Genomic DNA, 12,307 nt, shown 5'->3' with positions numbered 1-12,307 from the left:
CAATCCCCTTGTCTAACGCGGTGTTTCGCCGACGAGTTGCCCGGAGACGAGTTGGGCATAGTGACCGCCGGCGGCCAGGAGATCGCGATGGCGGCCGACCTCGACAACCCGGCCAGCGTCCATCACCACGATGTTGTCGGCGTCGATCACCGTGGCCAGTCGGTGAGCGATCACGATGACGGTGCATCCGAGCCGGGCGATGTTCGCATGGACCTGTCCTTCGGTGACGGTGTCGAGGTTGCTGGTGGCCTCGTCGAGCAGCAGGATCCGTGGCGACGGTGCGAGCGCGCGAGCCAATGCGAGCCGCTGGCGTTGACCACCCGACAATGAGGCGCCCGCATCGACGAGCGGGGTATTCCACCCCATCGGCATCGCGTGGATGTCCTCGGCGACGCCGGCCAATTCGGCTGCGGTCTCGAGCCGATCCAGCGGGAGGTCGGGGTGGCCGAGAACGAGGTTGTCGCGGATCGACAGCCCGAATATGTATGGGTCTTGGGTGACCACTCCGATCTGTGAGCGCACGCTGCGCGGGTAGAGGGTGGCCAGGTCGATTCCGTCGAGCAGGACACGCCCCTCCGACGGCGGGTACAGACCCAGCAATAGCCGGCCCAACGTGGACTTGCCAGAGCCCGAGCGTCCGACGATGGCCACCAGCTGCCCGGGGCGCACATCAAGATCGACGCTGTCGACGGCCGGCGGACCGTGGGGGCGGTAGCGGAAGGTGAGCCCTTCTGCGCGCACCGCCCCGACGAGCCGGGGTGCGGGTCGCAAGTCGCGCCCCTCGGTCTCCGTCGGGGTGTTGATGACGTCTTCGATTCGGGCGAGGTAGCTGCCGAGCAGCTGCACCTGCAGCGCGGTGCCGACGAGGATGGACAGCGGTTCCAGGAATGCGCCGCCCAGCGCCGCCAGGGCGAGCATCTGGCCCAGCGAGAGCTGCCCGGTGCCCACGAGATGAGCGCCGACGAGCAGCAGTGCGATTGGCGACAGCAGTGCCAGCCCGTGGATCGCGGACTCCACCGCGGCCGCAAGTCGCCCCCGTCGCAGCGAGACGTTCATCTCGGCGATGAACAAGTTGGTCCAGTGCGTGACGGCGCGGCGCTCAGCGCCTGCGGCCTTCAGGGTTTCCACCGCTGAGAACATCTCGTAGGCGTAGGACTGCGATTTGGCTTCGGTGGCCAGCGCCTCCCCCATCAGATGTTGGTTGCGGCGCCGCGCCGACAGCAAGATCGCGACCTGGGCCGCCCCCAGCACGGATACGAGGGCACCGAGCAGTGGCGACAGGGCAAATATGACGATCAGGTAGAAGGTGGCCAGGGCGCCGTCGAGCAGGGCGGCGATGGTGCCAGTCGTCAGGATCTCGCGGACCGTCGCGTTGCTGCGCAGTCGCATCATCAGGTCGCCGGACGATCGCTTCAAGAAGAACGCGTACGGCAGATCGACAAGATGCTCGAGGAAATCCAGCGTCATATCGACATCCAGGCGGCTGCGCAGCCGGAGCAACAGATGGGCCCGCAGGAAGGTGGCGATCGCCGAGTAGCAGATGAGCGCGACCATCACCGCGGCCATGACTTTCAACAGGTGCCCGTCATCGGCGGGCACGATCCGATCGACGACCACACCCGTCAGCACCGGGACGGCCAGCGCCATCAGCCGCACCACCACCGAGGTGGCCAGCACCTTGCCCAGTCCACTCGAGCGGGTCAACAGCCGCCGGGCATGATGCAGCGCCCCCGGCGCGGCTCGGCCGCCCGCCTCGAATTCCGCGGAGGGTTCCAGCAGGATCGCGACCCCGCTGTACAGGTCGTTGACGGCTTGCCAGCTGATTCGGTAGCGGCCTGCCGCGGGATCGACGACGGTCACGCCGCGCCGCGATGTTGACTCCAACACCACGAAATGTGCCTCACCCCAATGCAATACGGTGCCGCGGGGCAACACGTGCAGATCATCGAGCTCGGTGGCCACACCGCGGGCGCGCAATCCGTAGATGGTGGCGGCTTCGGCAAGGCGTAACGCGTCGGTGCCGTCGCGCCCCGTGCCGGTGGCGGTATGCATCTCGGCCAGCGGCACGTGCCTGCCGTGGTAAGCCAGTGCCATGGCAAGCGCGGCGGCACCGCAGTCCGCCATCTCGGCCTGCGCGACAAAGGGAATCGCGCGCCGACGCCACCTCACCACAGTCTCGGGAGCAACAGAGAAATCAACCGCTGCCGCCCTGCCGGGACAAGCAGTTTGCCTGACGACGACGGACCGGCCTGCTTCAATTCGGCCACCACCTCCGTCGGGCTCGCGTCGACCACGACCGCGTCAAAGGTTGTCCCGGACTCGTCCCGGAATTGCACCGCTGTGCCCGGTGCGGGCACGGCTGCGTCGGCGACGACCGCGGTAACCGAATTGCCTTGGACCACCGCAGGCAACGCCTCGCTGCGCGCAACGGTCATCGTGCCAGCCGCCACGGCGCCCGCGGCCAACAGCGCTCCAAGGGCGATGAGCCCAGCGTCGATCCATCCGGGCTGTTTGATCAACTCGCCCGGGCGCGCACCTTTCGACTGGCGATCACGCCAGCGCTCGCGAAAGACCGTTTCGTAACGGACCTCGCCGTCATCGGCCACCACGATATTGTGGCCGCTGGCGTTCAGGGGCGCTGCCGGATCAACATATGGGGCTAGCCAGTTCTCCCCTGCTGTCGGCTACGCACTCTGCTGAGCCTGCTCTGCGGCAGCCGGATTCGGCAGGCTCTGCACATCGCCGTCGACGCTGGAGGTGATGTAGCCGGTCAACGATTGCTGGAATGCGTTGACGGTGGCGTCGGCCTTCAGGTAGCCGGTGTGCGCTCCTGTGACAGTGATGTCGGCGAGGTAGTGCACCGCGGATTGGCCGGCGTTGTAGTCGGCCGACTCAGAGCCGTTGAGGATTTCTCCGTTCTCGTTGACGTAGTCGGTGTAGACGACGGTGCGGACCGTGCGAGTTGCATCCGTGGGATCGGGCGCTTCGCTGACCACCGCGGTGCCTCCGCCGGCGCCGGCATACGATCCGACCGCAGGCAGCGGCGTCGTGGTGGGAACGTAGGTGCCGAGTTGCGGGGCCCACGAATCCGAGCTCGGGGTCGACCGGTCTGCCGCCACCGGCCCGACGCTCGTCGTGTACCTCAGGTTCGCGATGACCAGCCGTGACTGCGTCGGGTCCGTGATGCTGGACTCCCAGAACGTGATCGCGTCGCCGGTGGGATTCCAGCTGGGCATGCTTCGGGCCGTATAGCCGTCACCGGTGACGAACAGCGGAATTCCGTTCTCGCGCTTGAGTTCATCCTCGAGGGCGACCAGCCACTCCTGGTTCGAGACGTTTATCGGAAGTGCGTACTCGTCGTACACCGGTGCGCTGACGTAGGCGGGCAGGAAGTTCGGTCGCACGATCCTGGTCATCGGCGTCAGCGCGTCGAGACCGCGCGTGCTTCCGATCGCGATCCACTGCTCGTTCGGTGAGAAGTCCATGTCCTCGTCGTAGTCGAGGTTGGCGGTCACCCGAGTCACCTTGCCGGTGGCCAGGTCGACCTCGATGTCGTCGACATTGCCCGCCTCGTATGCCCCGCCGAGAATGACCACACCCTTGCCGTCGGGCGTCCATTGCTTGCCCTCACCGGTCGGGTAGACCACCCGCGCGTCGGTGACCTCGTAGCCGGTATCGGTGCGGTTCAACGTGCCCACGATCGGAAGCGCCTGCACAAGATTGTTGGGGCCCAGCACAATTCGCGTGAACAGCACGTGGGTGCCGTCGGGCGAGACCCTCATCTCGCGTTGCCGGTCGATGGCGAAGCCGCCACCCGACGGCGTGGTGACGGGAACCAGCTGTCTTTCGTTGGCGCCGTCTTCCAAGATGGAATAGCGGGGTCCCTTGTTCGGCTCTTGGACCAGCACCAGAACCCGGCCCGAACCGTCGTCGACGGGAACCGGTTTCATCAGGTTGCCGGTTTCGTTCGTGGAGACGCCACAAGTCACGCACTCGACGTGTGTGCCGTCGACGCTGACCTGATAGATCTCCGAGCGACCCCCGGCAGCCGGTGTACCCGCGAAGTAGATGGACTGTCCGTCTTCGGAGAATCGTGGATTGGCCGGGCTCTTGATGCCATCGGGCAGGTTCAGGATCACGCGCTCGACGGTGGGATTGAGCACCGTCACGCCGATGCTCGCCTGATCACTGTGCGGGGTGAACAGGCTCAGCACGTTGAACTTGCCATCGGTGACCGACACTGTGAACGAATCAGTTTGCGCCGCAGTGTAGTTGATGTCATCTGGGGTGTAGGTGAAGTTGCCCGTCGACTGGTCGATCGTCACCTTGCCGTACTGCGGCGCCTGCGTGACTGTGTAAGTCAGGGCGTCGCCTTCGGGGTCGGTCGCGCCGATCGTGCCGGTGACCGTCTGTCCGGTCTGCACCGTGGTGGTCGGGTTGTAGTTGATGGTCGGCGCCTGGTTGAACAGCTGGCGGCGAACCCAACCCAGCACCGCCCATATCACCGGGGTAACGGGTTCCGGCGTAGACGGCGCCGGCGCGAGGAACGGGTTGAGGAGGTTGGTGACGACGGCGTTCAGGAATCCGAATACGCCCGTAGCGGGAGTGGCGAGCTGCGGCGTCGGGGCCACTGGCGCGGTAACCACAGCGGCCGTCTGGGTAGGCGCGGCGCTTGCGGTGTTGGCGGTGACGGCTTGCGCGGTAGATACCGCACTCGACTCTGCAACCGGCGCGGACGGTTTCGCGACGGTCGCGGTGACGTCCGCAACGCCGGCCGAGGTCGGCGCCGTCGTGGCGTTGGCTGTGGCGGCGTGCGTCGAATCCGACCCGGTCTTGGCGGGAGTCGATGTCGCTTGCTCGATGTCGCCGGCTGGGGTCGCCGGCGTGCTTGCCCTTGTTGGCGTGGGCGCCTCGGCGGAGACGGTTGGTTCGCTCGTCGCCGTTGGTTGGGCGGTGGCCGTCGCCGGAGCCGACGACGGAGTCGGCTCGGCGGAGCCGGTTTGTGCGCCTCCGCTGCTGCTGATCGTCACACCGGAGCCAACCTGTGTGGTCGACGACGTCGCGCCTGATGTCGTCGCCGTTCCGGTCGTCGAAGTCGTACCGGCTGCGGTTGACGTTGATCCGGTGCTGGTCGACGGGGCCATCGTCGACGACCCACCGGACGACGCCGTGCTCGTGCTCGTGGAGCTGGTCGAGGACGATTCCGAGGCCGTGCCCGTCGTACCGGTCGTGTCTGCGGCGGCCAACCCGTAGCCGGTCGCTACCGCGGTGACCAGCCACGCCGCCACCGCCATGCCGCCGTATCCGCCGAGTCTTGTGGCGCTGGGGACGGCCCGTCGAGACGGTGTGGCGTTCACGGGCGGATAGATATCGGTCATGAGCTCGACTCCGGTGGCGTAACGACCAATCCTGATCGATCGATCAAATGTTAAGGTGGCGCATGTCTACCATGCGGAGAAATTTCCGGTCAACCCCCTCGCGGGGGTTTTGATGGCGACGCTGCGGAAGGCCAAGGCCGACGACGGCGGGACCCGCCGCCGACTGATCGAGGCAACAGCCCAGATCATGCACGACGAAGGGTATGCCGCCGCGACGTCACGCCGAGTCGCTGCAAAGGCCGGTATCAGACAGCCGCTCGTCCACTACTACTTCCCGACGATGGACGACTTGTTCCTTGCGGTGCTGCACGCGGGCGCGGACTCCGCACTGGATCAGATGCGCGCCGCGCTCACCGATAACGACCCGCTGCGCGCGCTTTGGACCCTCAACAGTGATCCTCGTCAGACCGTGCTCAACGCCGAATTCATGGCGCTGGCCAACCACCGCAAGACAATTGGGGCGGAACTCAAGGCGTACGCCGAGCGTGTGCGGGATATGGAAACCGCGGCCGTCACTCTGGTGCTGCGCGCCCATGGCGTCGACTTGGACACCTATCCGCCGATCGTGATCTCGATGCTGATCGCACAAATCGCACGCTCGCTGTGCAACGAGAGCGCTGTGGGCGTCACCCTCGGCCACGACGAGATGCGCCGCTTCGTCGAGCGGCAGATCGACGCGCTGACCAAGCCCTCCACCGCGGTGCGCGGTTGATTCCAGCTAGGCCGCATCGCCGTCCCGCAGACGCATCGGTTGACCGCGATGCGCCGCCGCCCTGTCGGGAGCACCCGCACGGTACCAGTACTGTCTGGATCAATCGATCAATAAGGGCTATGCCGCCTCGTCGTGAAGCTCCGGACTCGTCAGCACGCGCACGAATTCGTCTGCTTGGTCACGTGAAAGATTCCAATTGAACTCACTCAAGGCTTGTGTGACTGCCGCGACTATCAGCGGCACGACTTCAGCTTGAATGCCGTCTTTGTCCGCTGGGGCCATCGGCCGTGGCTTTTCACCGGACTTGACGAAGTTGAATTTCTGTTTGAAGGCTTCCGACCTCTCAGTGGCTGCCGGAGAATCTATTGCATTCTCGGCTGCCGCCAACGCCGCCACCGTTGCCGCCCGCTTGTCGGGGTGTTCCAAGAGTTCCGCGACTCGGGATCCGCGAGGAGACCCTTTCTCGCCACGTTCCCCATGCAAGCGCAGAATCGACTCCAGGATGTTCATCACGCCTTCCATGTAGACGACTTCGAATCTCTGGTGCTTGAACACTCTGATTGCGCTATCTCCTCGCAAGTCTGCGCCCTCGGGTAGAACGGGAACCCCGAACCTCCGATGTATGAGAACGACCGTCTTGATCGCGTTCTTCGTTTGACCGGGACTGAACGCGAAAGTATTGGCGAACCTCTGTATGGCGGGCTTGAGGTCATCTCCCGGCAGTAGCGATGCCAGTGCGGCATGGCCGACGTAGGGGCCCACCGCGATAAGCGTGTTGGGCACCTTGATTTCAGCGCTGACATAGGCACGAAAACAGTCAGGACTGACGCAGCCATCGTCGTTGGTTTCCGACATCGTCACTTCCTTACGAGGGTCACTGCGCGTCGTGCTTGTAGGCCCGTTTGCCGGCGATCCAGGTTTCGTCCACGTTGCGGTCGTCGCCGATCATCATGACGCCGAAGAGCAACTGTGCCGCCTGATCCACCGTTTTCGGAGCACCGTCGACGATCAACGATTGGCGCCAGCGCATGGCCGCCTGCCCTGCGTTCCAGTCGATCGCCACAAAGTCGGCCTCCTTGCCCTTGTCGAAATTCCCGAGGACGTCATCGAGGTAGAGCGCGCGGGCGCCGCCCAGCGTCGCCAGGTAGTAGGCCCTGTACGGCGACAGCACGTTGCGCTCGGCCTCCGCCCGGTCCTGGTCGCGCGCGTCGACCGAGCCGTCGAGCATGGTGTTGTTGCACATGCCGACCTTGTAGGCCTCCTCCAGGACGCGGACGATGCTGAAGGCGTTGCCGCCGCCCACATCGGAACCCAGTGCAACGCGCACGGGGTGCTCGGGGTCAAGCGCTGTGCCGAGACGGAACATGCCGTTGCCGAGGAACAGGTTGGACAGCGGACAAAAGGCGATGGTGGCGCCGGCGGCAGAGAAGCGGCGGAGCTCGTCGCGGGACAGCCAAACGCCGTGCCCGGCAACGAATTTCGGGCCCAGGAGGCCGTGCCTGGCATGCACCGCTGTGTAGTCCTCGCAATCGGGGAATTCGGAGCGCACCATCCGCACTTCCGAGGGGTTCTCGGAGACGTGGGTATTGATCCAGCAGTCCTCGTGCTCTTGCTTCAGCCGCCGGCAGCGCTCCAGCATCTCGGAGCTGCAGACGCCCGGGAAGCGGGGCGTAATGGCGTACAGGTTGCGGCCCTGGCGGTGGTAGCGCTGGATGAGCTGCTTGGTTTCGCGGTAGAAGTCGTCGGGCGTGATGAGGAAGTCGTCCGGCGCGAAGCGGTCGATCCCCGACAGGCCGGCGATGACGCGCATGCCGCGCCGGGTCGCCTCTTCGAAAAATTCCTCGGTGGACACCGGGCTGCTGGTCGTGAAGGCCATGGCCGTCGTGGTGCCGCCTGCCAGCAGCGCGTCGAAAAAGTACCCCGCAGCGGTGCGCGCATAGCCGCGGTCGCTGTATTTGAGTTCCTCGGGGAAGATCCAGGTTTGCAACCAGTCGAGCAGCTGATCGCCGAACACGCCGAGCACGCGGAGCTGCGGGAAGTGGATGTGGCCGTCGATGAACCCGGGAAGTATCAGGCGATCTTGCAGGTGTGTCACCGGCAGGTCGGCGTGGCACCGGGAGAGGTCGTCGTACGGGCCGAAGTCATCGATGATGCCGTCCCTGACGACCAGGAGGCCATCGACGACAAAACGCGCGGCCCGGTCCTCATCGCCGGGGTGCTGCCACGGGTCGTCCACGAAATCGAAGAAGCTCCCGCGGATCGCGCAACTCGCCGGCATCAAATAGTTCCTCGGCATCCGTGCGAAGCGGCAATGCGAAAGGCTCAGACTACCTTTGCTTGGCGTCTTTCCATGGCGACGAGCAAAAAGCGAGGCGTGGTGGTCGCAGGTGCAGTGTTTGATCGCACACCATCAGTCGGCACCTGTCTCCCGACATAGTTGAAAGGCCGGTCGAAAGCCCTGCGAGCAGTGATTGCAGGTGCGATGGTGCAGACATGCGATCAACGGAGATTGTCACGGCGTTTTGGGAGGACGTCTGGAACGCCCACGAGCCCGATGCCGTCGACCGGTTCGTAGCCGACAACGTCGTCATCGAGGCAGGCGGCCAAGAAATCGCTGGCAAAGACAACATCAAGCACTGGGTGAGGGAGTTCCTCCATCACGTCAACGACCTGCACGTCGACACCGTCGAAACCTTCCAAAACGAGGACGGCACCCGCGTCACATCCCGATGGGTACTGACAGGCACCAACAACGGCATCCTCGGCACGGAACCCAACGGTAAGCCGATCGCCATGACCGGCACCGCCGTGTGGACGGTGGCCGAGGGCAAGCTGCAGCGTGGTTGGGTCGAACAGGCCTCGTTCGAGCTCTACCACTGGCTGCTCGCGAAGTAACCGGTAATGCGGTCACGATCCGCTCGGTCCTCGGTGACGGCGAGCGCGGTCGCCCTGCTCACCATCACCGGCGCACCGAGCGCCTCCGCCGAACCCGTGGCGACGTGCACTAGCGAGATCGTCAACGGTGTCGAGGTCGATTACTGCGTGGGCAACCCCAACGCGAACACCGTCACTGACGCGCCGGGCGTCAACGTGGAATTCGAGTTCGGCCTGGGAATCGCGTTCGGATTCTGAGCTGGTGGGCCGAACTGCGGCCCCCAGGCCGGGTCATGTCCCCCTGTCGACCGAGTCAAAAACACTCAGCGACTGTTCGAAAGGTGCAGACGTAACGCCCAACTCGTTCCCGAACGGATGGTCGAGCCAGAAGACGACAAACAGCAACAAGCCCAGCAAGAGGGCGACCGCGCTCAACAATCCTAGATGCGCGCGTGCGCTCCCTAGACGCATGAAACCGCCGATTCCCAGCAGTACCACACCGCCGAAAAGCAGCCCGGTCCATAGCAATCCGGGTATTCGCGGTTTGGCGTCGAGGATCCGCTGATTGCGTTCCGACGCCAAAGTCGTTAGCTGGTCGAGAAACTTCTGACTGATCGGACTCGTCGCGACGTTGGATTGCTCATTGCCGAGCACCCTGTACATCTCGTTGAGCGCGTCCCGCGCGCTTTCGGTTCCGCTGCCGGCGCGGATGGCGTTCTGCCATTCGGGCCCTTCGACAGCGCCCGCATATTTGCGGAGCAGTCCCCGCATCTGGGTCTGCTCCGGGACGGGCATGCCGACTGTCTGCCGGTACATCGTTACCAGAGTGGACGCCTCGTTGGAGACGTTGGTCTCCGCGGAGGAGAACTGCTCCCACGCGACCACGATGGTAAATCCGAGCAGCGCGCCATATACGAGGCTGACACAGGTCAAGAACGGCGACAGCGCCCCGTTATGTCCTTCGCTCACCGGTTCTGGGAGGGTTCGATCCGCCAGCAACACACTGCCGGCCGCGATGAGCACCGCCGTGACGAGAGACACGGCGAGAAGCACCAATAGACCCGCCATTCCGTACTTGCCCATGACGTACCTCCACCTGTTGGGCGGCGACCGACCGCGCGCGCTCCAATTGAATACCCGTCAGCATGCGCACCCAGTCCGCCAGGGCTGGCGGACCCTCGCACGAACGTCGGGCGATCCGTCAACTTCGGTAGATGTGGCCAGTGGCCGATGTGGCCGGTGGTAGGGAAGACGAGTGGATCTTCCGAGTTGGAGCCTGGGCCTTTCGCTCATCGTGCTGACCATCGCCATCCACACGACCGCGGTGGTGCTAATGGCGCTCGGCCTCGAAACGAGAATTCGGGGGCATGCCAACACGCAGGCGCACGATTGGCGGCGGGCGATTCCGGCCGTGATCGGTCACATCGGAGCCGTCGCGCTGCTACTGGCCGCCCTGCACGGGCTAGAGGGCGTGACGTGGGCGCTGGCGTATTACTGGCTCGGCGGACTCGACTCGTTCACGGACGCGTCCATCTATTCACTGGCCACCATGACAACATCCGAAATATCTGGAATAACGCTGCCGTCCCGATGGGCGATGTTAAGCGCGCTGGAAGCGGTCAACGGTGTGCTGCTGTTCGGCATCAGCACAGCGTTCCTTTTCGCCGTCATACAGGTTCACTGGCAGTTGCTCTCGCACCGTCATGACCGGTCTTACGATCACTGAGGCTGCAGACGTATTTCCGTTGCCCGCCGCGACTGCGGCGCTCGGACGCTGAACCCGCAAGGCAGCCACCATTTGAGTGGGTGGGATATCTGTCAACGATGTCCTGAGACATCACTGGGTGGCAGGTGCAGTGTTCTGTTTCAGGACATGCGCATAGGGTGTCGCAACACATAGGCATAGGTTGAGGGCGCGACGTTCAGTGGGTGTCGAAGGCCCGCTTGGTCATTACTGCCGTTGTTGTCGAGGGTCGCAGCCAATCCGAAGTGGCACGGGCCTACGGGGTGTCGCAGCCGTGGATCTCGCGGCTGGTCGCCCGCTATCGAGCCGAGGGCGAAGCCGCATTCACGCCACGCTCGCGGCGCCCGCACACCAGCCCGGCCCGGCTGGCGCAATCCACGATCGAGGTGATCATCGAACTGCGCGAGAAGCTGTTGAGCAAAGGCCTCGACAACGGGCCCCACACCATCGCCTGGCACCTGGCACAACACCACGGCCTGACCGTGTCGGCGGCCACGATCAGCCGCCACCTGCACGCGGCCGGCCTGGTCATCCCCGCACCCAAAAAGCGCCCCAAAGCCTCCTACATCCGGTTTGCCGCACAGCTACCCAACGAACGCTGGCAGGCCGACTTCACCCACTGGCGGCTCGCCGACCGCACCCACGTGGAGATCCTGTGCTGGATCGACGACCACTCCCGCTACGCCCTCTCGGTCACCGCACACCGCCGCGTCACCGGGCCAATCGTCCTCGCCTCGTTCGGCAAAGCCATTGAGGCCCAGGGTATTCCGGCATCGACATTGACTGACAACGGCATGGTGTTCACCACCCGCCTGTCCGGCGGCAAGGGCGGACGCAACGGATTCGAACACCAGCTGCGCCGGCTGGGGGTGGTGCAAATCAACTCCACGCCCAACCACCCCACCACCTGCGGGAAAGTCGAACGCTTCCACCAAACCCTCAAAAAACACCTCATCGCCCTACCGGCAGCGACCACACTGGCACAGCTGCAAAGCCAGATCGAGGACTTCCTCGACGAATACAACCACCGCCGTCCGCACTGCTCGCTGCCCCGTCGCGCCACCCCGGCCACCGTCTACACCGCACGGCCCAAAGCCACCCCTGGCGAACGGGTAGACACCCACCACCGAGTCCGCACCGACCGCGTCGATGACACCGGCAGCATCACCCTGCGCCTAGCCGGACGCCTCCACCACATCGGCGTCGGCCGAACCCACGCCCGAACCCACGTTCTAATGCTCATCCGTGACCTCGACGTCCGAATCATCAACGCCGCCACCGGCCAACTCATCCGCCGGCTAACCATCGATCCGACCAGGGACTACCAACCACGCGGCGTACCCTGCGGCCGCCCAAAGAAAAAGCTGTGAACCCAAATGCAGGTTCACAGCTATGCGGATGTCTTGCGACATCACATGGGTGGCAGGTGCAGGATTCGAACCTGCGTAGGCGTTAGCCGACGGATTTACAGTCCGCACGATGGGGTCTATCCCGATGTCGCCGGATGCCCCCGGAGCCGCTGGCCTGCACTGATGCACCCAGCGCGTGCCGTCGCATTTCTGCGCGTCGCGTAGCAGTTGTGACAACGCGGTGACAACT

The 12,307-nt window shown here is 64.6% G+C and carries 12 protein-coding genes; 6 read left to right on the top strand and 6 right to left on the bottom strand.

The window, feature by feature from the left end:
- Positions 1 to 12: 12 nt before the first annotated feature.
- The 3 genes from ACWW36_RS13045 to ACWW36_RS13035 all read right to left on the bottom strand — a co-directional run bounded on the left by ACWW36_RS13045 (position 13) and on the right by ACWW36_RS13035 (position 4,646).
- Positions 13 to 2,169 carry a peptidase domain-containing ABC transporter gene (locus ACWW36_RS13045; protein WP_456141937.1) on the bottom strand — a complete coding sequence of 719 codons (2,157 nt, stop codon included), beginning with the start codon at positions 2,167 to 2,169 and terminating at the stop codon, positions 13 to 15.
- Positions 2,166 to 2,606 carry a hypothetical protein gene (locus tag ACWW36_RS13040; RefSeq protein ID WP_456141936.1) on the bottom strand — a complete coding sequence of 147 codons (441 nt, stop codon included), beginning with the start codon at positions 2,604 to 2,606 and terminating at the stop codon, positions 2,166 to 2,168. Before ACWW36_RS13040 ends, ACWW36_RS13045 begins: the two co-directional genes overlap by 4 nt.
- Before the next feature lie 78 nt (positions 2,607 to 2,684).
- Positions 2,685 to 4,646 carry an Ig-like domain-containing protein gene (locus ACWW36_RS13035; protein ID WP_456141935.1) on the bottom strand — a complete coding sequence of 654 codons (1,962 nt, stop codon included), beginning with the start codon at positions 4,644 to 4,646 and terminating at the stop codon, positions 2,685 to 2,687.
- Positions 4,647 to 4,686: 40 nt separating this feature from the next.
- Between ACWW36_RS13035 and ACWW36_RS13030 the strand changes: the two genes are divergently transcribed.
- A complete protein-coding gene (locus ACWW36_RS13030; RefSeq protein ID WP_456141934.1) occupies positions 4,687 to 5,253 on the top strand; it encodes a hypothetical protein in 567 nt (188 codons plus the stop codon).
- 237 nt (positions 5,254 to 5,490) lie between these two features.
- Complete coding sequence (locus ACWW36_RS13025) at positions 5,491 to 6,090, top strand: TetR/AcrR family transcriptional regulator (protein ID WP_456141933.1); 600 nt, start codon at positions 5,491 to 5,493, stop codon at positions 6,088 to 6,090.
- A gap of 117 nt (positions 6,091 to 6,207) precedes the next feature.
- Here ACWW36_RS13025 and ACWW36_RS13020 read toward each other — a convergent pair whose 3' ends face one another.
- Together ACWW36_RS13020 and guaD are read right to left on the bottom strand one after the other, a co-directional pair.
- Positions 6,208 to 6,945 carry a hypothetical protein gene (locus ACWW36_RS13020; RefSeq protein ID WP_456141932.1) on the bottom strand — a complete coding sequence of 246 codons (738 nt, stop codon included), beginning with the start codon at positions 6,943 to 6,945 and terminating at the stop codon, positions 6,208 to 6,210.
- 19 nt (positions 6,946 to 6,964) lie between these two features.
- Positions 6,965 to 8,368: a guanine deaminase gene (guaD, locus tag ACWW36_RS13015; RefSeq protein WP_456141931.1), complete on the bottom strand. Its 1,404-nt coding sequence runs from the start codon at positions 8,366 to 8,368 to the stop codon at positions 6,965 to 6,967.
- Positions 8,369 to 8,583: 215 nt separating this feature from the next.
- Between guaD and ACWW36_RS13010 the strand changes: the two genes are divergently transcribed.
- Both ACWW36_RS13010 and ACWW36_RS13005 read left to right on the top strand, forming a co-directional pair.
- Positions 8,584 to 8,985 carry an ester cyclase gene (locus ACWW36_RS13010; RefSeq protein ID WP_456141930.1) on the top strand — a complete coding sequence of 134 codons (402 nt, stop codon included), beginning with the start codon at positions 8,584 to 8,586 and terminating at the stop codon, positions 8,983 to 8,985.
- Between the two features lie 6 nt (positions 8,986 to 8,991).
- Positions 8,992 to 9,222 (top strand): hypothetical protein, encoded by a 231-nt coding sequence (locus tag ACWW36_RS13005; protein WP_456141929.1) that lies wholly within the window; start codon positions 8,992 to 8,994, stop codon positions 9,220 to 9,222.
- A gap of 33 nt (positions 9,223 to 9,255) precedes the next feature.
- Here the strand turns inward: ACWW36_RS13005 and ACWW36_RS13000 are convergent, their stop codons facing one another.
- The gene (locus tag ACWW36_RS13000; RefSeq protein ID WP_456141928.1) at positions 9,256 to 10,047 is read right to left on the bottom strand and encodes a bestrophin-like domain; all 792 of its coding nucleotides are present in this window, start codon (positions 10,045 to 10,047) and stop codon (positions 9,256 to 9,258) included.
- A 172-nt stretch (positions 10,048 to 10,219) separates the two neighbouring features.
- On the opposite strand from ACWW36_RS13000, the gene ACWW36_RS12995 reads away from it, so the two are divergent.
- The gene (locus ACWW36_RS12995) at positions 10,220 to 10,690 is read left to right on the top strand and encodes a hypothetical protein (protein WP_456141927.1); all 471 of its coding nucleotides are present in this window, start codon (positions 10,220 to 10,222) and stop codon (positions 10,688 to 10,690) included.
- 203 nt (positions 10,691 to 10,893) lie between these two features.
- Complete coding sequence (locus ACWW36_RS12990) at positions 10,894 to 12,078, top strand: IS481 family transposase (protein ID WP_456138213.1); 1,185 nt, start codon at positions 10,894 to 10,896, stop codon at positions 12,076 to 12,078.
- Positions 12,079 to 12,307: the final 229 nt, after the last annotated feature.

The sequence above is a fragment of the Mycobacterium sp. MMS18-G62 genome, assembly GCF_053877835.1.
Note: the sequence above shows the minus strand (reverse complement) of the source record. Positions and strands in the feature narration are given on the sequence as shown.